The sequence below is a fragment of the Thermodesulfatator atlanticus DSM 21156 genome (genome assembly GCF_000421585.1).
In the GTDB taxonomy this organism is placed as follows: Bacteria; Desulfobacterota; Thermodesulfobacteria; order Thermodesulfobacteriales; family Thermodesulfatatoraceae; genus Thermodesulfatator; species Thermodesulfatator atlanticus.
This window is the reverse complement of the sequence record NZ_ATXH01000017.1, coordinates 1-23,550: the sequence shown is the minus strand read 5'-3', so window position 1 is coordinate 23,550 and position 23,550 is coordinate 1. Positions and strand designations below refer to the sequence as shown.

Genomic DNA, 23,550 nt, shown 5'->3' with positions numbered 1-23,550 from the left:
TATGCCGTTGCCTGCCGTCAAAATAGGAACTTCTGGCTGGAATTATCCCCACTGGAAGGGGATTTTTTATCCAGAGAAGTTACCCTCTACCAAATGGCTATCATATTATAGCGAATTTTTCGAAACAGTCGAAGTAAATGCGACTTTTTATGGTACACCCAAAGAAAAAACATTCAAAAAGTGGTATGAAGAAACTCCTTCGGATTTTATTTTTGCCTTAAAGGCCAACCGCTTTATTACCCATGTTAAACGGCTAAAAGACGTTGCAGAACCCCTTAAAAGGTTCTATGCGGCTATTAGCCCCTTAAAAGAAAAGATAGGTCCCATCCTTTTCCAGTTACCACCGAGTTTGAAATATGATCGCTCTTTATTAAAAGAATTTGTTAGGCTTCTGGATCTGTCTTATAAGACCGCTATAGAGGTTCGTCACCAGAGCTTTTTATGTGAAGAATTTTACGAACTCCTCAGGCGTTTTAACATTTCCCTCTGTCTTTCAGATACTGCCGGTAGGTACCCCTCTTTGGTTGAAGTACTTACGGCAGACTTTGTCTATGTTCGTTTGCATGGCTCCCGTGTGCTTTACCGTTCCTGCTATACCGAGGAAGAATTGCAAGCCTGGGCGCAAAAGCTAAAAAGCTGGGCGATACCTGCTTATGTTTATTTTGACAACGATTCCCTTGGATGGGCGGTGCCCAATGCCTTACGCTTAAAAGAGCTTCTTGGCCAACCTGCTAAAGGTCTTTCTGACAAGGCTTGGGAACTTTTAAAAAATCGTCCTTTGGATTAAATTGGCGCTCATGTCATCGCTAAGAGACCTTGCCCGGAAAATAGAAGACCTTTTACCCCGTCCAGTTAGACTGATGGAGGTCTGCGGGACCCATACGGTCAATATCTTTCGCTATGGTTTGCGCAGCCTGTTTACCGATAAGCTCACTTTGATTTCGGGTCCTGGGTGTCCGGTTTGTGTGACTCCGCAGGAAGAAATCGACTATCTCATTGCTGCGGCTTCAAAGCCCGATGTTATCCTTGCCACTTTTGGCGATATGATTCGAGTACCAGGGAGCCAGGGGTCCCTTAAAGAGGCCAGGGCACGGGGAGCTAACGTGAAGATCGTTTACTCCCCTTTGGATGCTTTAAAAATCGCCAAAGAGAATCCCGATTATAAAGTCGTTTTTGCCGCGGTTGGTTTTGAAACCACAGCTCCTGCAGTGGCGGTGGCAGTACTTGAAGCCCGAAAAGAAAAAATCCCGAATATTTACTTTGCCGTAAGCCACCGCACTATGCCTGAAGCCATGCGGGCGCTTTTAGGCTCAGGGGAGGTCAGACTAGACGGCCTTATTCTCCCAGGCCATGTTTCTACGATCACCGGGGCACGATATTTTTCTTTTGTATCAGAAGAGTTTTCTTTGCCAGCGGTGGTAGCTGGCTTTGAGGCCCACCAAATAATGCACGGCATTTATCTCCTTGCGAAGCAGATTGCTGAAGGCCGCGCGGAAGTAGAGATAGCCTATCGCGAGGCGGTTTCATGGGAAGGGAATCCTATGGGCAAACAACTTATTAGAAAGGTCTTTGAACCTTGTGATGTCCGCTGGCGAGGCCTTGGTCTAATCCCCCAGAGTGGTTTAAGGCTAAGGGACGAATTCCGAGATTTTGATGCGAAAGAGGTTTTGCCTCTTGAGCTTCCGCAAGCAAAAGAAACACCAGGCTGCCTTTGTGGCGAGATTATTTGCGGTAGGGCAACGCCTCCTGAGTGCAAACTCTTTGCCAAGGTTTGCACGCCTGAGACCCCTAAAGGACCTTGTATGGTTTCAAGCGAAGGGACCTGTGCGGCCTGGTATGCATACGGAACCGAACAAGTCAGTTGACCTTGCAAATGACCTATTTGCACGCTTGAGGGCTTATTTTGGGTAAAAGCCTCAGGTTAAACGAGTTTTGCTTTTTGGTTCTCATGCGGAGGGGAGGCAACCCGGCGCAGTGACGTGGATTTGCTCATCGTAGTGGACGAGCCTAAGCCTTATCTGGAACGCCTAGAAGATTTCCGTAATCTTTTATTGAGCTTTCCTGAAAGTGCGTGGGATATCTTAGTCTGGACAGAGGAAGAGCTATTGCGGGGCAGAAACAACCCTTTTATGCGCCATGTGTTAAGAGAGGGAAAGGTGATTTATGAGCGTGAGGAAAAACGTAGCAGAGGCTAAGCGCTGGTTACGTACCGCCGCCCAGGATTTGTGCGCAGCACGCATTCTTAATCGTGAAGGGGAGTATGCCCTTACGATACCCTAACGGGCCAGATCTTACTCCAGATGAAGTTTATACGCGCAGCGAGGCCGAAAAAGCCCTTGAAATTGCTGAAGAATTTTTGCCCGTGCGGAAAGTTTTCTCAAAAATCTTTGAATAAGGGGTCTTTTTCAACAAATTCTCTCAATGCCTTGGCGGTGTGGGTTTCTTGGTCAATTAATTCATCAGGTGGCCCGGTGAAAAGGACCTCGCCTCCCTGGTCTCCTCCCTCTGGCCCCAGGTCAATGATCCAGTCAGCCTCTTTGATGACGTCCAGGTTGTGTTCAATAACAAGCACAGTGTTGCCCTTGTCAATTAGCGCGTGGAAAAGATTAAGGAGTTTGGCCACATCGGCAATGTGGAGCCCGGTGGTAGGCTCATCAAGGATATAAAGTGTCCCACCGCGTTTTCCTTTGATAAACTCCCGGGCCAGCTTAAGACGCTGGGCCTCGCCGCCAGAAAGAGAAGGGCTTGGCTGGCCAAGGGTCAAGTAATCAAGCCCAAGATCACAAAGAAGCTTAAGCGCCTGGCAAAGTTCTGGCACTCCCTCAAAAAAGTGACAGGCCTCAGCCATGCTCATGGAAAGCACTTGCGCTATGTTCTTGCCTTTGTAAAGCACTTTGAGTGTTTCTTCGTTGTAACGGGCACCCTGGCACACCTCACAGGTGATATAGACCTCGGGCAAGAACTTCATCTCGACTTTTAGTTGCCCCTGTCCCTTACAGTGCGGGCAACGGCCTTCTTCAATATTGAAAGAAAAACGGCTGGCAGTATAGCCCCTTGCGCGGGCCTCTTTTGTGCCGGCAAAAAGGGTCCTTATGCGGTCCATAAGCCCCAGGTAAGTGGCTGGGGTGGAACGTGGGGTGCGCCCAATGGGGCTGTGATCCACTACCACGGTACGCTTGATGTTTTCCCAGCCTTTTAAGTCCTTTAAGCCCTTCAAAGGCTTTTCTTCCAGTTTTCGTTTCAGGTTTTCGTAGAGCACGTCCATGACCAAAGACGACTTGCCGGCCCCTGAAACCCCGGTTACCACCACAAGTAACCCCAAAGGGATATCAACGTTGATATTTTTGAGGTTGCGGGCAAGAGCCCCTTCAAGCTTAATAAATTTTTCGGGCTTGCGTTTTTGGCTGGTGATTTGGTAACGCGCGGCATCAGTAAGTACTTTGGCGGTGAGAGATTTTTCCGCCTTTAAAATTTCTTTAAAAGGCCCCTGAAAGATGATCTCTCCGCCCTTTTTGCCTCCCCCTGGGCCAAGGTCTATTATCCAGTCTGAGGCCATCATAGTTTCTTCATCATGCTCTACTACGATGACAGTGTTTCCTTTTTCCTTTAGCTGTTTAAGGGCCTTGATCAAGAGAGAGTTATCGCGGGGATGAAGTCCGATGGTGGGTTCATCAAGCACATAGCACACGCCGGTTAGGTTTGAGCCAAGCTGGGCCGCCAGACGCACGCGCTGGGCCTCGCCACCCGAAAGGGTGTCTCCGGCACGATCAAGGCTTAAGTAACCAAGCCCCACTTCTGCGAGAAAAGAAAGCTTAGCAAGCATCTCCTGGATAAGGGGACGGGCAATTTCAGCCTCTTTTCCAGAAAAATCAAGGTCTTTTAAAAAGGAGATAGCCTCTTTGGCGGAAAGCCTTGAGACCTCTGCAATATTAAGGCCACCAAGGCGAAAAGATAGGGCAAGGGCATTTAGGCGGCTTCCCTGGCAGGAAGGGCAAGGTCTTTCGCCAAGCCTTCCCAGCCCGTCACAGTGCTCACAGGCCCCAGCCTTGGTGTTAAAAGAAAAGAGCAGGGGATCAGGCTCTGGCAGAGAAAGGCCACATCTTACGCAAAAGGCCTTTTCATTTAACACCAGTTCTTTTTGCGGGCTGATAAGAAGGGCTTCGCCCCGGCCTTCGCTAAAGGTCTTGATTAATAGGTCAGTAATTTGACCTTGTTTTTCAGGAATAATCTGGACCTTTCCTACGGCTACTTCGATGGTGTGTTCGCGAAAGCGTGAAAGGTCAGGAATAGGGGGGATTTCACGCAGGCGGCCGTCGATGCGCACCAGGTGATATCCTGCTTTGGCGGCCTTTTCCAGGATGGGGCGGTGAAAACCTTTGCGCCTTCTGATCTTGGGCGCCAAAAAGATAACTTCTTCGCCGGCAAATTGTTCAAGGAGAGAGTCGACAAGGGCCTCTTTTTCTGCCCGGGCCAGTTTTTCGCCGCACTTAGGGCAATAAGGAACCCCCACACGGGCAAAGAGCAAGCGCAAGTAATGATAAACTTCCGTAAGGGTTCCCACCGTAGCCCTTGGACCGGCCAGGCTTGTGCGTTGCTCAATGGCTACAGTTGGCGGAAGGCCTTTGATTATATCCACCTCTGGCTGTTCGTAGAGCTTGAGAAATTGCCGCACATAGGTGGGAAGGCTTTCCACATAGCGGCGCTGCCCCTCGGCAAAGACAATGTCAAAGGCAAGAGTAGATTTTCCTGAGCCTGAGACGCCGGTGATCACGGTAAAGGCGTGGCGAGGGATGGCCACCGAGATGTCTTTCAAATTATGATGCCGTGCGCCTTCTACACGGATATAGCTAGGAAAAGCCTCTGTTTCTGGTGTTCTTGAGAGCACATATTTAGTTTAACGAGCCCTTTTTAAAATACAAATGTGAGCAAACTTTTGGATGTGTTACCTTGAGCATTTTTTGTGGACATTTCTATCCGAATCGTTCCCATTTTTTGTTCCGAAAAAAACAAAATACTGGTCACTTTGGGACGTTATTTCAGGTTAGCGCTCTATGGCTTACCATAGTTTATGCCCGGGTAAACGAAACGGTGGAATCCACTTAGAAAAATAAGAGACCTTTGCAAAACACCTTTTTTTCGGAACGAAAAATGGGAACGAATTCCTTGCGGTTATGCTTGCAATACTGATCTCGGCAATTTCGCGAAGATCTCAAAATAAATGAGGGCATCTAACTTTGTGTTATATTTCCCCTTATTAAGGTATAGAAACTTGAATAGGAGTTTTTTTATGGAGACAACCATAAAAATTTCAGGAATGGGTTGTGAGCATTGCGTCAAACGGGTAACCAAGGCCTTAGAAGAATTGCCAGGAGTCAAAAATGTCCGCGTCTCCCTTGAGCGCGCTGAGGCCACCTTTGAGAAGCCTGAGGCCCTGTCTTTGGAAGACGTTATCAAGGCCATAGAAGCAGCAGGATACCAGGTAGAGAAGACCTAAGGCCCTTTGGGGGTTTAAATATGTCTGCGAAAAAAGAACTCTTTTTTAAGATATCCGGGATGAGTTGTGCGGCTTGTGCTGCACGCCTGGAAAAGGCCTTGAATTCTTTGCCAGGGGTCACGGAGGCCCAGGTCAATTTTGCCTCTCAAACCTTGCGTATAACCTTTGATCCGGAAAAGCTTTCCTTTGAGGCCTTGAAAGAAAAAGTCAAGCAAGAAGGCTTCGAACTTTTGCCTTTTTCTGATGCTGAGGAAGAGACTTTAGAAAATTCTGAAGAAAGAGGTCTCCGGGAGCTGCGGAAGAGGCTCTTTTTAGCCTGGATTTTGGCCCCTTTTGTCTTTATTTTTTCCATGCCCGGGCTTTTTCCGTGGGTGGCAAAAATTCCCGTTCCTTTTCGCTTCTATTTGCTCTTGGCCTTAAGCACACCGGTACAGTTTTATGCCGGAGGGGAGTTTATCCGGCGCGCCTTGGCTACTCTTAGGCGTCGTTCCGCAGACATGAATACCCTTGTCTCATTGGGGACGCTTTCGGCTTATTCCTTTTCTACGGTGGTGACTCTTTTCCCAAAAGTCTTTGTGAGGGTTGGCCTTCCGTTGCATGTTTACTTTGATTCGGCGGTGATGATCATCGCCTTTGTACTACTTGGGCGCTACCTAGAGGTTCGGGCACGGGGGAAGGCTACCGAGGCGGTTAGAAAGCTGCTGCGCCTTACCCCGCAAACCGCAAGGGTTTTACGTGAGGGAGAGGAAAAAGAGATTCCAGCCGCAGCCCTTATCCCTGGAGATATTGTTATAGTGCGCCCTGGAGAAAGAGTCCCGGCTGATGGTGTCATTATTGAAGGTAAGACCGCCCTTGATGAGTCCATGCTCACCGGAGAGAGCCTTCCTGTGGAAAAGGGGCCTGGGGCAAAGGTTATCGGTGGCACCTTGAATACCCACGGGGTGATAAAGGTCAAAATCGAAAAGACCGGAAAAGATACCATCCTGGCCACCATTGCCCGCTTGGTAGAAGAAGCCCAGGGCTCAAAGGCCCGCATACAGCGGCTGGCCGATAAAGTGGCCGGGATTTTTGTACCGGTGGTGTTAGTTACGGCCGCCATTACTTTTGTGGTGTGGTATTGGGTTGGTCCTGAGCCCAAGGTTACCAATGCCCTTCTTTCATTTGTTTCGGTCCTGGTGATTGCCTGTCCCTGTGCCATGGGGCTTGCCACCCCTGCGGCGGTTATGGTGGCCACCGGTCGTGCAGCCGGGGAAGGTATCCTGGTAAAAAATGCCCTGGCCCTGGAACAAGGGGCACGGGTTAAGGTTTGTATTTTTGACAAAACAGGCACGCTCACCAAGGGGAGACCAGAGGTCAAAGAGATTATCCCTGCCCCTGGGCAAAAGATAGAAGAGGTTCTAAAAGTGGCCGGAGCCCTTGAGCGACATTCAGAGCATCCTTTGTCGCAGGCTATTTTCGAAAAGGCTAAACATTTTGAACCTTTTCTCGCCGGGAAAGTCAAAGCAGAAGTGGGTCTGGGCATCATAGGAGAGGTGCAGGGCAAGCTTGCCGGGGTAGGGAAGAAAGAACTCGCCTTGAAGTTCACCAAAGATATTCCAGAGGAGCTCGAACGTGCGGCAAGGCGCCTTACGGCCAAGGGGCATACCGTGGTCTGGGTGGCGTGGAATAAATATATTTTCGGGCTCATTACCCTTGCGGATGCGCTACGCGAAGAAGCCAAAGAGGCGGTAGCCAAGTTAAAGAGAATGGGGCTTGAGGTCTATATGCTCACAGGGGATAACCAAAATACCGCCAAGGCCATTGCTGAAGAATTAGCGCTCGATGGCTTTTGGGCCGAGGTCTTGCCTCAAGAAAAGAGTCAAAAAATAGAAGAGTTACGCCGGCAGGGTAAAAGAGTAGCCATGGTGGGAGATGGGGTAAACGATGCGCCTGCCCTGGCTGCTTCAGATCTGGGTATCGCCCTATCTTCGGGCACAGACATTGCCCTTGAGGCGGCTGACGTGGCCCTTATGCGGCCGGATTTAAATTTAGTCCCCCGGGCCATAGGGCTTTCCCGGAAAACGCTGCGGGTAATCAAACAAAATCTCTTTTGGGCCTTTGCCTACAATATCCTTGCTATCCCTATTGCCGCAGGCGTGCTTTATCCTTTTTACGGGCTACGCCTCTCACCACCCATAGCCGCGGCGGCCATGGCCTTAAGTTCCGTCTCGGTGGTTTCCAACGCCCTGCGCCTGCGGCGCATCAAGCTCAACTAGCTGTATTAGAAAGCCCTGTTTCAGAAATGAAAATTTGGTTTTGGAGTTTTTTGGTTACAAACCATTGTCCCCAATGAGGTTGTGTATCGGTATATTACCAGGAGCACAAAACAACAAAACAGATGACATTTTGAACATTATCTTGCGAGGCACGAAGTAATCTAGATCCTTCTCTGTATTCGGGACGGAGATCGCTTCGTCGGCCTTAACAGGCCTCCTCGCGATGACACCTTCGCGGTCATTCCGAGTGAAGCGAAGCAATCTCATGAGATCACTTCGGCGTGCGATAGCACGCCTCGTGATAACGGTGTAGCTGGGATCGCGCCGGGGTACAAGTCGCCTCGCGATGACTCTTTGTCGGATACAACATGCTCCCCTAATATTATAACTTGAGGACGGATGTCATGTTCAGGGGCTATCGGGCTTTCCCAATGTAAAGGCAACAAAACTATTTTTTCTAAAGTAAGAGTGTAAATCATTCCACTCTTGAATTACTCTTACTGCTATTTCTTTTTCTTATTCAACATCGGAAGGAGATACTATTAGTGTTCGCCGGTCCGCTGAAGCGGATTGTTAGGATTTTATAATCTTCTCGTATTCTGAATGTTTACCAATCCAAAACCAAATAATTCCTTCTTCTATTTCTATCCCAATAGCTCTATATTTCCTACCAATCCGCACTGACCAGTAATTAGCAACCTTTTTCAAATGCAATGATGGATGGTATGGATCCTTCTTAAGAAGTTCAAAATTTTTATCGGCCAATCTTTTGACTTCTTCGGGTAACTTCTCATATTCTTTCCAAAAAGAAGGGCTGGCATAATGGTTTAAAGTTTTTGACATTTACCGTCCCGGAAATCTATAATGGCTTGTTCAGCTAATTTTTCCAGTTTTCCTAGCTTTACATCTCTTTCGAATTCTTTATCCCAAAGTTCTTGTTCAAAATTTTCTATCCACTCTAAGAGGATTTTTAAATCTTTTTCTGGCAATTTTTTAATGTTTTCGATAATTTCGTGTACTTGCATTAAATCAGCCCTCCAGAAGATTTAATTCTATTTAGAACTTTAACCAATCAAGATAAATATCCAAACTATATACTCAACTCCTATTCAATTCCTCCTCACATTATTTTTATACTTTTTTAGACTTAAAGTATATTGTCATTGTCAATATTTCTAAGATGATAGTTTTTCACAATAAAAATGCGAACATTGGAATTATAGATTTTATGATGAATTTTCTGCAATAACGCAGGATAAAAATATTTATTTTCATTTTTGTTCAAAATTTGTCTAATTTTGCAAAATAAAGATAGCTAATGAGGCCTTTGCAAAATACCTTTTCTTAAGGCCCGTTCAAGGATCCGTTCCTATTTTTCGTTACGAAAAATAAGAACGGATCCCGTGCGGTTGTGCTTGCAATACTGATCTCGAAAATTTTTCAAAGGTCTCTTGAATTATAGGCTCCCTTCATGCTGTGCTGGCCCTGCAGGAATAAAGACTGACCTTCGGACAAAAGTTAACCCTCGCTCAGAAAAGGTAATTCCTCAATACCTCATCCCAAAAATCTCCAACTGAAAGGGCAGCGGCCGAATAGGCGGAGGCTCTGGAGAAGGCCAGAGAAACTTCCCGCGCAAACGATACTCCTATAGTACCGAAAAATCTTACCTTGACTGGATAAGGCGCCTGACCGTCTTTTTGCCCTTTTTGGTAAAAGAAGCATCTTCGTCTTTGCCGGGATTCCTTGCCGCTTTGACCAGACGGGCGTCAATAATCTTTCCTGTTTTTATCTCAAAGCCCTTTTTAGTGAGCTGACGCTTGAGCTCGTTAAAACATTCCCGGTAGAGGTTCATGGATTTGAGGTTAGAACGGAAACGGGAGATGATAGAGTAGTCATTTCTTTAGCGATATCATGAGAAATATTGTGAATTAAGTAGTTTTGTAAAGCTCTCGTCTTGTGGTAGTAGTTGATTGACAGGTTGTGTCATTCTTATCCTAGGACTAATTTTGTATGTTTTAATTTCTTAACAATCTTGTCAACAAATCTTCCGAACTCTCTGTTAAATACCTTCAAACAAAAAACTTTCACAAGATTTGTGAGATCAGTGTTGTAAATATAACTGCAAAGGATCTATTCCTATTTTTTTGTTCCGAAAAAAATGGGAACGGATTGCAGGTAGGTGTTTTGCAAAGACCTCAATAAATTTAGAAAGATGAGACTTTAGATTATGATTGTCAAAAAAGAGTCTTGTTTTTTAGTGTGTTTTCTTTTTTTTCTTCTTCTTTCTTCTCTTTTTTGTTTTATTGATAGGCCATTGTTTTTCTACTTTAACAGTTTGAGCCCTGACATTAAAAAAATTTTTTGTTGTATTACCCGCTACGGTAGGGGAGAGTATTATTTAATTCCTAGTTGTATTTTGTTTTTACTTTGTTGTATTTTGGGATATCGAAGAAAGTCTTTATACTGTTTTTTGGTATTTTTGTCAGTAATTTTTTCAGGGTTAGTAGTAAATATACTCAAAATCCTTTTTGCTCGTTATCGTCCTAAAGCTCTTCTAGAAACGGGATCTTATGGTTTTCATTTTTTTGATTGCGGATATGTAGTTAATTCTTTTCCATCAGGTCATGCTGCAGCTACTTTTAGTGCTTTTGTCGCCCTTTCTATAGCTTTTCCGCGTTATAAATATTTCTTTTGGTTTTGTGCAACGGTAATAGCCTTTAGTCGTGTTGTCATAGGTTCTCATTACTTAAGTGATGTATTGTTTGGTAGTTTAATTGGTATTTTAACGCCTTATTTGCTGATGTATTATATGGAAAAACACAAATCTACAATTCCCTTTTTTTCTTATCAGCGTTCCGGTCTGCCTACTCTTAAAGCCTCCCGCTCCCAAGGTAATGCTTGAGCGCTCGGCTGGTGGGGGTTTCTTCCTTAAGAAAATCACGGGGCTTACCCTGGAAAAGGAGCCTCCCGCCGGCGTTTCCTCCCTCAGGGCCAAGGTCGATGATCCAGCTGGCCTGTCTTATCACTTCCAGGTGATGTTCCACTACCACCACGGTGTTCCCTTGGGCAATGAGTCCTTTTATGGCGGCTAGCAGCACGGCGACATCTGCCAGGTGTAGCCCAACCGTGGGCTCGTCCATTAAAAAGAGATGCCCTCTTCCTTTTTCTAGGAAAAGATGCTTGGCCATGCGCAGGCGCTGGGCTTCACCCCCAGAGAGGGTGTTAAGGGGTTGGCCGAGCTTAAGATACCCCAGCCCCAGGGCCTTGGCCGCGTAAAGGCGCTGGCAAATGTCTTGGTGTTCCGCAAAAAACAGGAGGGCTTCGTCAAAGGTAAGGTCAAGGATTTCGGCGATGTTTTTTCCTTGATAGCGCACCCGCAAGACCTCTTCTTTGAAACGCGTGCCGCGACACACCGGGCAGGGCAAATAAAGGTCGGAGAGAAACTGCATCTCTACGGTTTCAAAGCCAAGGCCCTGGCAATGGGGGCACTGGCCCTTTTCGGAGTTAAAAGAAAAGGCTGTGGCGGAAAGGCCAAGCTCCTTGGCCAGGGGTTCTTTGGCCAGAAGCTTACGCAGGACATCGTAAACCTTAAGATAAGTCGCCGGGTTGGCCCTGGGTGATTTGGCAAGGGGGCTCTGGTCTATTAAGACTACCTGGTCTATTTTTTCTGCCCCTTTTATCGCGGAAAATTTACCCGGGGGCTCGGTGGTCTCGCCTTTCAGGCGCTTAAGCCCTCGGTAAAGAATGAGTTCAAGGAGGGTGGATTTTCCAGACCCAGAGACCCCGGTTATTACACAAAAGGACTTAAGGGGGATTTTAACGTCTATGTCTTTTAAGTTGTTTTCTCGCGCACCTAAAACTTCTAAAAATTCGTTTGTTACCGGGCTTAGCGGGGAGAGCCTTTTGGGGGCAAGGGTCGCGTTTAAGGCCCTGGCCGTGGGGGTGTCTTTTTTAAGTAAGTCTTTTCCTTTTCCGGCAAAAAGCAGGTGGCCGCCTGCTTCTCCTGCCCCTGGGCCAAGGTCGATTAGGTAGTCTGCTGCAAGAATCACGTCGGGATCGTGTTCCACTACCACCACGGTGTTCTGGTTGGCGGCAAGCTCCCTTAGCATTTTGATGATGCGGGCGGTGTCCCGAGGATGAAGCCCGGTGGTGGGTTCATCGAAGAGATAAAGGGTCTCGGTAAGGGCTGAAGAAAGGGCCCGGGTGAGCATTACCCGGGCGACTTCCCCGCCAGAAAGGGTGCGGCTCTGGCGGTCAAGGGTGAGATACGAAAGCCCCACTTCATTCAGATAGCCAACGCGTCTTTTGAGTTCGTTTAAGAGGTTCAGCGTGGCCCGGTCAAGGGAGCGGGTTTCTACCTGAGCCAGGAAATTTGCGGCTTCTTCTACGGTTAAGGCGTAAAACTCGGCGATACTAAGCCCGGCTATCTTGAAAAGGAGCGCTTCGGGTTTAAAGCGCGTGCCCCCACAATCCGGGCAGGGGAGGTAGGCCCGGTAGCGGGAAAGCAGAATGCGCACGTGGGCCTTGTATTTTTTGGTCTCAAGCCAGTCAAAAATTCCTTTTATGCCGTACCACTTGCCGTCACCGTAAAGGATTTTCCAGCGGACTTCTTCCGGGAGTTCCTGCCAGGGCTTATCAAGAGGGATGCCTTTTTCCCGGCAGTATTCCAGGAGCTCTTCTTCGTCTTCCCAAAAAGAAGGCATGGAAAGGAGGGTGATGGCCCCTTCGGTGATGCTTTTACCCGGGTCGGGGATCACGAGGTCCCAGTCGATATCCATTACCCGGCCAAAGCCACGGCAGGTGGGGCAGGCTCCGATAGGGCTGTTAAACGAAAATAGATTGGGGCTTTTTTTGGGGATTTGGTAGTGGCAGGCGGGGCAGCGGGGATCGCCTACAAAAATGGCTTCTTGGGCGTAGCCCATGCGCACGCGCACTTCACCAGCCATTTTGAAGCCGTGCTCAAAGGCCTCAACCAGGCGGGAGAAGTTTTCCTGGGTAAGCTTTAGGCGGTCAAGGACAACTTCCACCTCATGGGGGAGGTCTTCGATTTCGTCAAGGTCACAAATCTTATCCTGTATCATGATGCGAAAGTAGCCTGCCTGAAGCAGCCCTTCGCGCAAAAGCAAAGGGTCTTTGGCTTTAACCGGGGCCACGATGGTTACAGGCTCGTTTTCGTTAAGCGAAAGGAGCCTCCTGGCTGCCGAGAGCGCAGTGTCCACGTGGATTTCGCGCTGGCAAAGGGGGCATACTGGCAAAGCCGCCCGAAACCAGAGCATCTTGGCAAAGCTTGTTATCTCTGAAAGGGTCCCCACGGTTGAGCGGGAGCTTTTTACCGGATTGGTCTGGCCAATGGCTACGGCCGGGGGAATGGCCTCGATGCTTTCCACCTGAGGCCGGGGGAGTCTTTCCAGATACTGGCGCAGGTAGGCCGAAAAGGTCTCTACGTAGCGTCGTTGGCCCTCAGCGTATAGCACGTCAAAGACAAGGCTTGATTTGCCCGCACCTGAGACCCCGGTAACCACGGTGACCTTATAAAGGGGGATCTCTAGGTCAAAGCCCTTTAGGTTGTGCTGCGATATTTTCCTTAAGCGGATGGCAGCCACGGTTACGAAATAGCGGCAAGATAAGTATCCCAGCCAAGCTTTTCAATGATAACGCGCAGTCTTTCACCGCTCTTACAGTGCTTTTGGTAAAAGGAGATGGTCTTGTCTAAAATTTCTGCGGCTTTTTCTGCGCTAACCAGAGCAAAAACCTCTTTGGCAAGCATGGGATGTCTGCCAAGTTTTCCACCTACAAGAATTTTGTACCCCAGGGACTCGGCTTTCAAGGCATCTTGTGGGCAAGCTCTAATACAAGCACCACAGTTTATGCAATATTCGAAGTTTATCATGGGGAAACGGTCTTCAAAAAGGGTAATGGCTTCTTCTTCGCAGACATCAACGCACACGCCACAGGTGTTGCAATCGCCCTCGAGGGCAGGGACCGCCTGGCCAATAGTCCCGTAGTCGGCAATGTGAACCTGGGTGCAGGCATTGGGGCAAGCAGCCACAGCCACCCGAAAGCAGCGGCGTTTTTTTCCTTTAAGTCCCAGGGATTGATAAAAAGCTCCCAGGTTGGCGTTCTCTAAAATTTTTTCAAGCTTAGGCAGTAATTCTTCGGTATTTACCACTGCTAAAGCACAGGAAGCACTATTGCAAAAGCGTAATTCAAAACCCTTATCCTCTGACATGCCAACATTTCTAACAACAATAGACCTATTTGCAAACTGTTAAGTTAGCCTAAGCGAGGGTGACGACCCCTTCATAGATGTTTCGGTGGCTACGTTCCTTCTGCATGACTGGGTTTCATTGCAAGGGAAGGATTCGCAATTCGGATCCGTTTTAATTTTGGCCAAGAGATTTGAAAGAAGAAAATTAATGTTTAACTTCCGATTAGGTACAAAAAAACTCCAAGGACGCTGAGGTTGCCTATGAGCGCAAAACAGGAAAAAGAAACAAAAGAACAAAAAGAGCTGCCTGTTGATCCGCAAAAAGTAGAGCTACCTGCAGGTGAGCAAACTAAAGAAATGCCTATTATCCCGAGTGATGCGGTGCTTTTCCCGCACATGGTCATGCCCTTTATGGTGCATGAGCCAGGGCTTTTAAAACTTATAGACGACGCCCTTTCTAGTGATCGCATGGTGGCCATTGTGGCGGTAAAAGAGCCCAAAGAAGAAAGAAAAGAGCTTTACGATATAGGCACTGCGGCGGTAATCCTCAAAGCCACCAGAATCGAACCTGACCAGGTGCGGGTGGTGGTGCAGGGGGTCTCTCGTATTGAACTTCTGGAAATCATTTCTGATAAACCGTATTTGAAAGGAAAGGTTCAGGTCCTTGAGGATTATCTTGCTCATGATATCGAGGTTGACGCGCTGGTGGCAAGTATCCGCCAGCTTTTTACCAAAGTGCTTGAGCTTTCGCCCCAGCTTCCTGGTGAACTTAAGGCTGTAGCCCTTGGTCTTGATGAACCAGGGGCCCTGGCGGACCTGGTAGTAAGCCACTTAAACGTCTCGCATCAGGAAAAACAAGATGTCCTTGAGACCCTTGACATCAAAGAAAGGCTCCAGAAAATACACCAACTTTTGTTAAAGCAGCTAGAAATTCTTGAGCTTGGGCAAAAGATCCAGGAAGAAGTGCGCGGCCGCATGGAAAAGGCCCAGCGGGAATATTATCTCCGCGAGCAACTCAAAGTCATCCGCAAGGAGCTTGGTGAGGCCGAAGGCATTGAGGCCGAAGTCGAAGAGCTAAAAGAAAAGCTTGCCAAGAAAAAGCTTCCGGATTACGTGCGCAAGGAGGCCGAAAAAGAACTAAAGCGCCTTGCCAGAATTCACCCTACCTCTGCGGAATACACGGTGATTCGCAACTATCTTGACTGGATACTTGAGCTCCCGTGGGAAGAAAGCACTGAAGACCACATTGATTTAAAGAAGGCCAAGAAAATCCTTGACCAGGATCACTACGACCTTGAAAAGGTCAAAAAGCGTATTTTGGAATACCTGGCCGTGCGCAAATTAAAGCCCGATGTAAAAGGCCCAATTCTCTGCTTTGTGGGGCCTCCAGGGGTAGGAAAAACCTCCCTTGGGCGTTCGATAGCCAAGGCCCTGGGGCGCAAGTTTTTGCGCATTTCCCTTGGTGGTGTGCGCGATGAGGCGGAGATCCGCGGGCACCGCCGCACTTATGTAGGTGCCATGCCCGGGCGCATTATCCAGGGCCTAAAACGCGTGGGGGTAAACAACCCCGTATTTATGCTTGACGAAATAGACAAAATCGGCGCGGATTTTAGGGGGGATCCTGCAGCGGCGCTTTTAGAGGTCCTTGACCCTGAGCAGAACAAGAACTTTTCTGACCATTACCTTGAGATCCCCTTCGATCTTTCAAAGATAATCTTCATTGCCACGGCTAACATGCTAGACACCATCCCCGGGCCTTTGCTTGACCGCATGGAAGTAATCGAGATCCCGGGCTACACCGAAGAAGACAAGTTAAAGATTGCCAAATACTATCTTGTGCCGCGTCAGTTAGACGCCCACGGACTTACCAAAGAAAACCTCAAGTTTACTGACCGGGCGCTGTTACAGATTATTCGTTACTACACCCGGGAGGCCGGGGTGCGCAACCTTGAGCGCGAAATAGGCGCTATTTGCCGGGCGGTAGCCAAAGAGTTTGCCGAAGGCCGCACGGAGCCGGTAAAAGTGCGCTTAAAAGACGTGGAAAAGTATCTAGGCCCGCCCAAGTATTTGCCTGAGGTTGCTGAAAGGGTAAAAGTCCCCGGAGTGGCCATAGGTCTTGCCTGGACTCCGGTGGGAGGGGAAATACTTTTCGTGGAAGCCACCAAGATGAAAGGCTCAGGCCGCCTTATTTTGACTGGAAAGCTTGGCGACGTGATGCGCGAGTCCGCAGAGGCAGCGCTTTCTTATGTGCGTTCTCGTGCCAAAGAGCTCGGCATTGACGAAGACATCTTCCAGAAAATAGACATCCACGTGCATGTTCCGTCAGGGGCAGTTCCTAAAGATGGCCCAAGTGCGGGGATTACCATTCTTACCGCCCTGGTAAGCCTTCTTACCGAACAAACCGTGCGCCACGACGTGGCTATGACCGGTGAAATCACCCTGCGCGGTGCGGTTTTGCCCGTGGGAGGCATAAAAGAAAAGGTCCTTGCGGCTAAAAGTGCCGGCATAAAAGAAATCATTATCCCGAAGTTGAATGAAAAAGACTTAGTTGAGATTCCGAAAGAAGTGCGTGCCAAGCTTGTTTTTCACCCGGTTTCACGGGTGGAAGAGGCCCTTCCCATTGTTTTTGGGAAAAAATTGAAGCGCAGACGGGCCGCTAAGAAGAAAACATAAGGGAGGCTGGTATGAAGGCCACCTGGTCAGGTTTTTTGCGTATAGGTTTAGTGACCATACCTGTTAAGCTTTACCCGGCGGTGGTAAAGCGGGCTATTTCTTTTCATCTCATACACAAAGATTGTGGCAGTCGCATCAAGTATCTCAAGTTTTGTCCTCGTTGCAATAAAACCCTTGATGATGACGAAATTGTCCGGGCTTATTTTCTGGACAAAGACCACTACGTGGTAATCACCGACGAAGAACTGGCAAGCCTAAAGCTTGCTACCTCAGACACCATTGAGGTTAAATACTTTGTTGACGAACGGGAAATTGCACCGATTTACTATGCTGATGCCCATTATCTTTTGCCAGAAGGCGAGGGGGGCAAAGAAGCCTTTGCCATTTTTTACAAAGCCATGCAGGAAAAGGGCAAAGCTGCCCTTGGCCAGGCCATCATCCGCCAGCGAGAGTACCCCTTGCTAATCAAGCCCTATGAGGGAAAGTTTTTGGCCTCAAGCCTTCATTTTTATCAGGATGTTATCCGGGCAGAGGACCTGAAGGTGGAAATAGATGAGGAGAAGCTGGATCCACGCTATCTACAGCTAGCTGGCCAGCTTATAGACTCTCTCACTGAGCACTTCAAGCCCGAAGAACTGGTAGATCACTATGCCGAGGCGGTATTAAAGTTAGTAGAGGCCAAGGCCCGTGGTGAGAAATTCGAACTCAAAGCTGCTGAAGAAAAGGCCAAGGTTATCAGCCTCATGGAGGCCCTTAAAGCAAGCCTTGAAAAGGCGGAGAAAAAGGCTGCTTAATGCTTCCGGCATACATTAAGCCCATGCTTGCCAAGCTTTCGGCACCTTTTGATTCGCCTCGGTTTCTTTACGAGATAAAATGGGATGGTACCCGTTGCCTCTTTTTCATTGAAAACGGGAAAATCAGGCTTCAAAACCGCCGTTTAAACGACATAACTTACCGATATCCTGAATTCTGGGATTTACCCAAATTGATTAAAAAAGACGGCCTGGTTTTTGACGGCGAAATCGTTGTTTTAAAAGACGGAAAACCCCAGTTCAGGCTGCTTCAGGAACGAGAACACGTAAAAAGTCCGCTAAAAATCAAGATGCTTTCTGAGAGACTTCCCGCAACTTACATGGTCTTTGACCTGCTTTACGTAGGGGGAGAACCCCTTCTTGATAGGCCCCTTCGTGAACGCAAAAAACTAATGCAAGAATTGCTTCCCAGTAGTCCCTTTGTGGCGGAGTCAGCGTTTATCCTTGAAAAGGGAGTTGCTTTTTTTGAAAAAGTAGTGGCCATGGGTTTTGAAGGGGTGATGGCCAAAGACATCGAAAGCCCCTACGTTCCTGGCAAACGTGTTGATTTTTGGTTGAAGTTTAAGCCCCGTGGTCGCAGGCGCTGTGTGGTGGTGGGGTATCTTTTGCGCCCTGATGGCACCTTGAAAAGCCTGCTGGTGGCTGAAAGAAAAGAAAACGAGCTTGTTTTTCGCGGGCGGGTGGCCAGTGGCTTAAATACCCATCTTGCGGCCGAGCTTCTGGGCAGGCTTAAAAAACTTGAAAGCAAACGCCCTGAAAACCTTAAAGGCAGTGGCTTCCCTAAGGGGACTATCTGGGTTCGTCCTGAACTTGAATGCGAAGTTTCCTTTCAGGAGATCACTAATCATGGCCAATTCCGGGCGCCGGTGCTTGAGAAGATATTTCTTTCTTAACCCTTGCCCAATTGCTACATTAAAGCTAATTTTGCTCCATCTTTGGTTAAGGAGGGCTACATGAAAAGGCCAATGACCCTTGCGGAAAAAATACTGGCGCACAAGGCTGGTCTTCCTGTAGTTGAGCCTGGGCAATTGATAGACGCCCCGGTGGATCTTGTCCTTGCTAACGACATCACCGCACCCATTGCTATCAAAATCTTCCGCGAGGCAGGTGCCCCCAAGGTTTTTGATCGTAAGAAGATCGTCCTGGTTATGGATCACTTTACCCCGAATAAAGACATTCAAAGTGCCGAACAAGTCCGTTTTTGCCGGGAATTTGCCCGTGAACAGGGCATTGAAAACTACTTTGAAGGCGGAAGTTGCGGCATTGAACACGTGCTTTTACCTGAACTTGGCCTGGTGGTTTCAGGGGACATTGTAATTGGAGCTGATAGCCACACTTGCACCTACGGTGCCCTGGGGGCCTTTGCTACTGGGATGGGTTCTACAGATATTGCTGCAGCCTGGATTACCGGCAGAACCTGGTTTCGAGTCCCTGAGACTATAAAGTTTGTTTACCGGGGTAAGCTGCGCCCCTGGGTTACCGGAAAAGATCTGATCCTCTATACCATCGGCGACATAGGTGTTGATGGCGCCCTTTATAAGGCCATGGAATTTAGCGGTGAGGTGATAAAACGTCTTTCCATGGCAGAAAGATTTACCATGGCAAACATGGCTATTGAGGCCGGAGGAAAAGTAGGCCTCATTGTGCCTGACAAAAAGACCCTTGCCTACGTGAGGAAACACAGCACGCGAGAGCCTTTGGTTTTTCGCCCTGACCGCAAGGCAGAATACCTAGAGGTTCGGGAATATGATTGTGAAAAAATTGAACCCCAGGTGGCTTTCCCTCACCTTCCTTCTAACACCAAGCCTATCAGCGAAGTAGGTCATATCGATATCGATCAGGTGGTGATTGGTTCGTGCACCAATGGGCGCATTGAAGACCTGGCAGTGGCTGCCAAAATACTTGCTGGCCGTAAAGTAAATCCCAACGTGCGGGCCATTATTATTCCAGGGAGCCCCAGGGTTTACCGCGAAGCCCTTAAGAAAAAATACATCGATGTTTTTGTGGAAGCAGGTGCTATTGTGAGTCCTCCCACTTGTGGGCCTTGTCTCGGTGGACACATGGGTATCCTTGCTAAAGGAGAGAGAGCGGTTTCTACGACCAATCGTAACTTCTTAGGGCGTATGGGGCATCCTGAAAGCGAAGTATATCTCGCAAGCCCTGCGGTGGCGGCAGCCTCAGCAGTGCTCGGTCGTATTGCAAGCCCAGAGGAGTTGGGACTCTAATTTACGGAGGTAAAAAAATGGCAAAAATAAAAGGACGCGTGTGGAAATTTGGTAACGACATAGACACCGACGTCATTATCCCCGCGCGTTATTTAAATACTTCAGATCCCGAAGAACTAGCCAAACATTGTATGGAAGACGCAAGGCCTGAGTTTGCTAAAGAAGTAAGGCCTAGCGATGTAATTGTGGCCGGAAAAAACTTTGGCTGTGGCTCATCGCGAGAGCATGCCCCTATTGCCATAAAGGCCGCAGGTGTTGGTTGCGTTATTGCCGAAAGCTTTGCGCGCATTTTCTATCGCAACGCCTTTAACACCGGGCTTTTGATTCTTGAGGCGCCTGAGGCAGCACAAGAGATTGAAGAAGGCCACGAGGTGGAGGTTGATCCTGACACCGGCATTATCAAAGACCTGACTACGGGAAAGACTTATAAATGCCAGCCCATTCCACCTTTTATGCGCGAGCTTTTAAAAGACGGAGGCCTAATCCCGCATATTCAAAAGCGCTATGCCCAGCGGCAGCTTGAAGACGAGGCAAGTTGACATGAAAGCCCCTGGGTTTAAAATCTTTGGTTAGCAGGGCGCGTAGCTCAGGTGGATAGAGCGTTGGCCTCCGGAGCCAGAGGTCGTGGGTTCGAATCCCGCCGCGCCCTCCACGCCGCGGGAGTGGCGGAACTGGTAGACGCGCTGGATTCAGGATCCAGTGGGCGTAAGCCCGTGGGGGTTCAAGTCCCCCCTCCCGCACCAATTCGGAGAAAATAAAAAGCGAGCCTTTCTTTCAAAAAGGCCCGCTTTTTTGGCGGTTTTTCTGTGGACTAATTCTTCTTGGTCTTTCTTCTAAGTATGGAACCAATTCCCAAAAGGGCGCTTCCCATGAGAACAATAGTTGCTGGTTCTGGAACGGTAAAATCTACGCTTCCGTTGGTGTCTGACTTCCAATAGTTAGCAGAGGGATCGCCTATTTTTTCAAAGTTGTCCAAGTTGCCATCCAGCGTGGCGAAAATGTTCTTGCCTGCCTGCCAAAGATCATAGAAGTCTTTGCCATAAATGAACATGAAATTTTCTTCATATACTTTGACGATTTTGCCATTCAAGGTCAAAGATCCATTTTGCATAGTGTCAATGGTTCCATCCCTACCGTAATCAACCAGGATAATGCTTCCCGATCCGCCAGTTGTTTCTATATCAAGGATTGGGATCCCATCACTCGCAGAGGCTAAATTGGTAAAAGTTGCCGCATTACTGTCATAAGATGAGTCAAAGTCAGGGGTATCATCCACGTAAACGGTAAACCTGGTACCAGGATCGTAAGAAAAAGTAGCTAAGTACCAATCATCGGTTGCACCAGGGAAGGAAATGGCAGGGGAAACATAAGTAATTTCTCCGGTGAGGTTATTCCAGACACCAGTTATTTCGTATTTTGAGTTAAGTCCCTCGTCGTCTCCGATAGCTCCTCCAGTAAAATCTATCAGGGTTCCTGATTTAAACAGACCGTTAATTGTAAAGACATCGCCTGAAGAAAATTGTCCATCAGCTCCCAAGTCAATGTTTATGATGGATCGGGCATAAATTCCCCATTGGTCGTAAATGCCTGTTATTCCGTCATCGCTACCAGAAATTCCTAAGGCGTTGAGGTCATGAAACATCTGGGCATTTACTTTAGGTCCAACCAAGATCAATCCCAAAAATAGAGCCAAAACTAAAATTTTGTACCTCATTTGAATCCTCCGTTTTGATATCAAATTTTTGCTACTTTTATGGTTAAGCAAAAAAAGTGCCAATTCTTTTTAAGCAAAATCAGCTTTATTTTTAAAGAAAGTTCGGGTCTTTTTATATTAAATTTCAAACTAGGCAGTGAAAAATTTTTCTCTGTAGGAAAAATTTTTCCATTTATATTCGATATTTGTGGGAAAAATTTTTCACATTCCGAAGGTTGTAAGGTCATTAAGTGGAAAATTTTTTGGAATGCAAAAGCAGTCTTATGAATTGCTGCGGTAATTTTTGCTTGCCTCGCCACCGTCATCCTGGAGGAGCGAAGGCGACTGAAGAATCCAGAGGTGATAGATGGATCTTATAACAGACCTCGAGGATTACGTACCGTGTAAACCGTACCTTTCTTTGATCAGGTGGGTAAGGAAGGAAAGGGCCTCATCGCGGGTCTTGATTTGCCCTTCAGCGCGGGCCTCTTCCACCGCCTCAAGTAGCTCTTTGAAAAGTGGTCCGGGCTCAAGCCCAAAGATTTCGATTAAGTCCCGCCCAGTAACCAGTCTTTCTTGTTCTTGTTTGGCAAATATTTCCTGTTCAAAGGCGTATATTTCCCAAAATAGCGAGGCCAAAAGGTCTTCAAGGCCTTCTTCTTTATCTGGTCCAGCAGAGGCCAGACTGTCGGCCATGGCTACCATAAAAAGTGCCCGGTAATCCGGGACATCTTTTAAAAGGCGACGCATAGCCCGCTTGGAAAGACGACCGGCCCTGTATTCTCTTAACAAGTGAAAGGGGCGCATGTGGTGCTTGATAAGGCTTGCCACATCTTTGATAAACTTTCTGGCAAATCTCAGGCGCCGGCCAATTTGCCAGAAGATCTCTTCTCCTACCCGGTCGTGTTCGTAAAAAGTAATGCGGTGGCGGATGGCAAAGGTATGGGGCTTGCCGATGTCGTGAAAAAGGGCGGCCAGCCGCACCGCAGCCTGTTTTTTCTGGTCGGCTAAAATCCCCTCAAAGACCCTTTCTGCTAAAGCCTGAGGGCCAAAAAAACGCTCAGGCTCTTTGATCACCGCATCAGCGCTCTTTAGGGTAAGCAGCAAATGCCCAAATACGTCTAAATGGTGAAAAGAAGGCTGGGCCACGCCTTTGGCTGCTAAAAGCTCGGGGAATATGGTAAACAGTATTTCGTCTTCAGCCATGAGAGAGACAATTGCCCCTGCTTGGTGCGAAAAAAGCGCCAAAAGTTCAGTGCTTACGCGCTCGGGAGAAACGTCAGCTAGGGTCGGGTGAAGCTCGCGCACAAGGCCTCTTGTTTCTGCCTCAAGTTCAAAGCCAAGCTCTGCCGCAAGCCTATAGCCTCGCAACATGCGCAAAGGATCGTCGCAAAAGTTTGCGCGGCCAAGGGCTCGAACAACCCTCCGTGAAAGATCCTTTTGGCCTTCTGCGGGATCAATAATAGGCCAATTTGCAGGTGAAGTTTCCAGAAAGTCCCTAAGGGGTACAGCCATGGCGTTAATGGTGAAATCCCTCAAAAGAAGGTCTTTTTCGATGGTTTTTGTGCCTTTGCGAAAGGAAGAAAAATCGAGGAAAAAGCCCTTTATCGCCACGCGGTAAACGCCTTCTTCTTCATCAAGGGGGATAAAGGCATCGCCGTATTTTTGAGCCACGTCAAAGGCAATTTCTTTGGCCCCTTGGGGCACGGTAAGGTCGATGTCTTTAAAGTTACGGCCAAGGAGTGCATCTCTAATAGGCCCTCCGGCCACATATACTTCAAGCGGAGTCAAAATTTTAAGAATGCTGGTTATTTCTTTGGGTATGAAGTTTAGCATAGCCTAAGGATAAACCCGAGTTTTCTTCTTGCCAATCAAACGAGACTCCTTCCTATTGAGGAAAGTGTCACGGAAAGAGAAAGAGGTGACAGGTCGGGGTGTGGGAGGAGGGCGAAGTCAGCTCTGGCGATCTCAGGAAATCTCTTCCACCTCAAAAGAAACAATGTTCCGCTCCCGCTTGCTGAACTCAACCCCGATGAGCCAGATCTTCTCGCACTTTCCCTGATACTTCTCAAAGTAGCGCTTCTCTTTTAGCTGCTTAAGCGCGTTGCCCTCAGGTTTATCATCCACTACCTTGAATTCGAAAAGATAACACCTGCCCTCAAAAAGCACCGCCATGTCAAGGCGGCCCTG

General features: G+C 48.0%; 20 protein-coding genes, 2 tRNA genes and 2 pseudogenes. 14 read left to right on the top strand and 10 right to left on the bottom strand.

Going from position 1 to position 23,550, the window contains the following annotated elements:
- The first annotated feature begins 1 nt into the window (after nucleotide 1).
- From H528_RS0107730 to H528_RS14780, 4 genes and pseudogenes are all read left to right on the top strand, one after another.
- Nucleotides 2-787 (top strand): DUF72 domain-containing protein, encoded by a 786-nt coding sequence (locus tag H528_RS0107730; protein WP_245540434.1) that lies wholly within the window; start codon nucleotides 2-4, stop codon nucleotides 785-787.
- Nucleotides 788-797: 10 nt separating this feature from the next.
- Nucleotides 798-1,865 (top strand): hydrogenase formation protein HypD, encoded by a 1,068-nt coding sequence (gene hypD, locus H528_RS0107725; protein WP_028845857.1) that lies wholly within the window; start codon nucleotides 798-800, stop codon nucleotides 1,863-1,865.
- A 102-nt stretch (nucleotides 1,866-1,967) separates the two neighbouring features.
- Nucleotides 1,968-2,195, top strand: a pseudogene (locus H528_RS14895) (nucleotidyltransferase domain-containing protein); the annotation flags it as partial.
- Nucleotides 2,196-2,260: 65 nt separating this feature from the next.
- A complete protein-coding gene (locus H528_RS14780) occupies nucleotides 2,261-2,395 on the top strand; it encodes a HEPN domain-containing protein (RefSeq protein ID WP_022853749.1) in 135 nt (44 codons plus the stop codon).
- On the opposite strand, the gene uvrA (H528_RS0107710) is transcribed toward H528_RS14780, so the two are convergent.
- Nucleotides 2,378-4,885, bottom strand: coding sequence for an excinuclease ABC subunit UvrA (gene uvrA / locus H528_RS0107710; RefSeq protein ID WP_022853748.1), 2,508 nt, complete (start codon nucleotides 4,883-4,885; stop codon nucleotides 2,378-2,380). The genes H528_RS14780 and uvrA (H528_RS0107710) overlap by 18 nt on opposite strands.
- 402 nt (nucleotides 4,886-5,287) lie before the next feature.
- Here uvrA (H528_RS0107710) and H528_RS0107705 point away from each other — a divergent pair, with 402 nt between their 5' ends.
- Both H528_RS0107705 and H528_RS0107700 read left to right on the top strand, forming a co-directional pair.
- Nucleotides 5,288-5,494, top strand: coding sequence for a heavy-metal-associated domain-containing protein (locus H528_RS0107705; RefSeq protein ID WP_028845855.1), 207 nt, complete (start codon nucleotides 5,288-5,290; stop codon nucleotides 5,492-5,494).
- 20 nt (nucleotides 5,495-5,514) lie between these two features.
- Nucleotides 5,515-7,749: a heavy metal translocating P-type ATPase gene (locus tag H528_RS0107700; protein ID WP_028845854.1), complete on the top strand. Its 2,235-nt coding sequence runs from the start codon at nucleotides 5,515-5,517 to the stop codon at nucleotides 7,747-7,749.
- A 573-nt stretch (nucleotides 7,750-8,322) separates the two neighbouring features.
- Here H528_RS0107700 and H528_RS0107690 read toward each other — a convergent pair.
- The 3 genes and pseudogenes from H528_RS0107690 to H528_RS0107680 all read right to left on the bottom strand — a co-directional run.
- On the bottom strand, nucleotides 8,323-8,592 hold the full coding sequence (locus H528_RS0107690; protein ID WP_022853746.1) for a type II toxin-antitoxin system RelE family toxin: 270 nt from the start codon (nucleotides 8,590-8,592) through the stop codon (nucleotides 8,323-8,325).
- The gene (locus tag H528_RS0107685) at nucleotides 8,577-8,774 is read right to left on the bottom strand and encodes a hypothetical protein (RefSeq protein ID WP_022853745.1); all 198 of its coding nucleotides are present in this window, start codon (nucleotides 8,772-8,774) and stop codon (nucleotides 8,577-8,579) included. Before H528_RS0107685 ends, H528_RS0107690 begins: the two co-directional genes overlap by 16 nt.
- Before the next feature lie 662 nt (nucleotides 8,775-9,436).
- A pseudogene (locus tag H528_RS0107680) lies at nucleotides 9,437-9,643 on the bottom strand (IS5 family transposase); the annotation flags it as partial.
- Nucleotides 9,644-10,084: 441 nt separating this feature from the next.
- Here H528_RS0107680 and H528_RS14090 point away from each other — a divergent pair.
- Nucleotides 10,085-10,651, top strand: a complete 567-nt coding sequence (locus H528_RS14090) for a phosphatase PAP2 family protein (RefSeq protein WP_169352785.1) — start codon at nucleotides 10,085-10,087, stop codon at nucleotides 10,649-10,651.
- Here H528_RS14090 and uvrA (H528_RS0107670) read toward each other — a convergent pair.
- Nucleotides 10,620-13,352 (bottom strand): excinuclease ABC subunit UvrA, encoded by a 2,733-nt coding sequence (uvrA, locus tag H528_RS0107670; protein ID WP_022853742.1) that lies wholly within the window; start codon nucleotides 13,350-13,352, stop codon nucleotides 10,620-10,622. The genes H528_RS14090 and uvrA (H528_RS0107670) overlap by 32 nt on opposite strands.
- Nucleotides 13,353-13,354: 2 nt before the next feature.
- Nucleotides 13,355-13,978, bottom strand: a complete 624-nt coding sequence (locus tag H528_RS13160) for a 4Fe-4S binding protein (protein ID WP_022853741.1) — start codon at nucleotides 13,976-13,978, stop codon at nucleotides 13,355-13,357.
- A 240-nt stretch (nucleotides 13,979-14,218) separates the two neighbouring features.
- On the opposite strand from H528_RS13160, the gene lon reads away from it, so the two are divergent.
- From lon to H528_RS0107630, 7 genes are all read left to right on the top strand, one after another.
- The gene (gene lon / locus H528_RS13155; protein ID WP_022853740.1) at nucleotides 14,219-16,630 is read left to right on the top strand and encodes an endopeptidase La; all 2,412 of its coding nucleotides are present in this window, start codon (nucleotides 14,219-14,221) and stop codon (nucleotides 16,628-16,630) included.
- Nucleotides 16,631-16,641: 11 nt separating this feature from the next.
- Nucleotides 16,642-17,424, top strand: a complete 783-nt coding sequence (gene ku / locus H528_RS0107655; RefSeq protein WP_022853739.1) for a non-homologous end joining protein Ku — start codon at nucleotides 16,642-16,644, stop codon at nucleotides 17,422-17,424.
- Complete coding sequence (gene ligD, locus H528_RS0107650) at nucleotides 17,424-18,335, top strand: non-homologous end-joining DNA ligase (RefSeq protein ID WP_022853738.1); 912 nt, start codon at nucleotides 17,424-17,426, stop codon at nucleotides 18,333-18,335. The genes ku and ligD overlap by 1 nt, the downstream gene beginning before the upstream one ends.
- Nucleotides 18,336-18,395: 60 nt before the next feature.
- Nucleotides 18,396-19,667: a 3-isopropylmalate dehydratase large subunit gene (gene leuC / locus H528_RS0107645; RefSeq protein ID WP_022853737.1), complete on the top strand. Its 1,272-nt coding sequence runs from the start codon at nucleotides 18,396-18,398 to the stop codon at nucleotides 19,665-19,667.
- Between the two features lie 17 nt (nucleotides 19,668-19,684).
- The gene (leuD, locus tag H528_RS0107640) at nucleotides 19,685-20,206 is read left to right on the top strand and encodes a 3-isopropylmalate dehydratase small subunit (RefSeq protein ID WP_022853736.1); all 522 of its coding nucleotides are present in this window, start codon (nucleotides 19,685-19,687) and stop codon (nucleotides 20,204-20,206) included.
- A 36-nt stretch (nucleotides 20,207-20,242) separates the two neighbouring features.
- Nucleotides 20,243-20,319, top strand: a tRNA-Arg gene (locus tag H528_RS0107635).
- 4 nt (nucleotides 20,320-20,323) lie between these two features.
- Nucleotides 20,324-20,410, top strand: a tRNA-Leu gene (locus tag H528_RS0107630).
- Nucleotides 20,411-20,478: 68 nt separating this feature from the next.
- Here the strand turns inward: H528_RS0107630 and pepA are convergent.
- From pepA to H528_RS13145, 4 genes are all read right to left on the bottom strand, one after another.
- A complete protein-coding gene (pepA, locus tag H528_RS0107625; protein ID WP_022853735.1) occupies nucleotides 20,479-21,381 on the bottom strand; it encodes a flocculation-associated PEP-CTERM protein PepA in 903 nt (300 codons plus the stop codon).
- Nucleotides 21,382-21,401: 20 nt separating this feature from the next.
- On the bottom strand, nucleotides 21,402-21,680 hold the full coding sequence (locus tag H528_RS0107620; protein WP_022853734.1) for a hypothetical protein: 279 nt from the start codon (nucleotides 21,678-21,680) through the stop codon (nucleotides 21,402-21,404).
- A 73-nt stretch (nucleotides 21,681-21,753) separates the two neighbouring features.
- On the bottom strand, nucleotides 21,754-23,196 hold the full coding sequence (locus H528_RS13150) for a CCA tRNA nucleotidyltransferase (protein ID WP_022853733.1): 1,443 nt from the start codon (nucleotides 23,194-23,196) through the stop codon (nucleotides 21,754-21,756).
- 132 nt (nucleotides 23,197-23,328) lie between these two features.
- The coding region (locus H528_RS13145) for a PD-(D/E)XK nuclease domain-containing protein (protein WP_033396419.1) at nucleotides 23,329-23,550 on the bottom strand (222 nt) is incomplete at its 5' end.

Excerpts from the sequence above, each read along its gene's own strand:
- H528_RS0107730 (WP_245540434.1), top strand. The coding sequence starts at position 2 with ATGCCGTTGCCTGCCGTCAAAATAGGAACTTCTGGCTGGAATTATCCC.
- hypD (WP_028845857.1), top strand. The coding sequence starts at position 798 with ATGTCATCGCTAAGAGACCTTGCCCGGAAAATAGAAGACCTTTTACCC.
- H528_RS14780 (WP_022853749.1), top strand. The coding sequence starts at position 2,261 with ATGCCCTTACGATACCCTAACGGGCCAGATCTTACTCCAGATGAAGTT.
- H528_RS0107705 (WP_028845855.1), top strand. The coding sequence starts at position 5,288 with ATGGAGACAACCATAAAAATTTCAGGAATGGGTTGTGAGCATTGCGTC.
- H528_RS0107700 (WP_028845854.1), top strand. The coding sequence starts at position 5,515 with ATGTCTGCGAAAAAAGAACTCTTTTTTAAGATATCCGGGATGAGTTGT.
- H528_RS0107690 (WP_022853746.1), bottom strand. The coding sequence starts at position 8,592 with ATGTCAAAAACTTTAAACCATTATGCCAGCCCTTCTTTTTGGAAAGAA.
- H528_RS0107685 (WP_022853745.1), bottom strand. The coding sequence starts at position 8,774 with ATGCAAGTACACGAAATTATCGAAAACATTAAAAAATTGCCAGAAAAA.
- H528_RS13160 (WP_022853741.1), bottom strand. The coding sequence starts at position 13,978 with ATGTCAGAGGATAAGGGTTTTGAATTACGCTTTTGCAATAGTGCTTCC.
- lon (WP_022853740.1), top strand. The coding sequence starts at position 14,219 with ATGAGCGCAAAACAGGAAAAAGAAACAAAAGAACAAAAAGAGCTGCCT.
- ku (WP_022853739.1), top strand. The coding sequence starts at position 16,642 with ATGAAGGCCACCTGGTCAGGTTTTTTGCGTATAGGTTTAGTGACCATA.
- ligD (WP_022853738.1), top strand. The coding sequence starts at position 17,424 with ATGCTTCCGGCATACATTAAGCCCATGCTTGCCAAGCTTTCGGCACCT.
- leuC (WP_022853737.1), top strand. The coding sequence starts at position 18,396 with ATGAAAAGGCCAATGACCCTTGCGGAAAAAATACTGGCGCACAAGGCT.
- leuD (WP_022853736.1), top strand. The coding sequence starts at position 19,685 with ATGGCAAAAATAAAAGGACGCGTGTGGAAATTTGGTAACGACATAGAC.
- pepA (WP_022853735.1), bottom strand. The coding sequence starts at position 21,381 with ATGAGGTACAAAATTTTAGTTTTGGCTCTATTTTTGGGATTGATCTTG.
- H528_RS13150 (WP_022853733.1), bottom strand. The coding sequence starts at position 23,196 with ATGCTAAACTTCATACCCAAAGAAATAACCAGCATTCTTAAAATTTTG.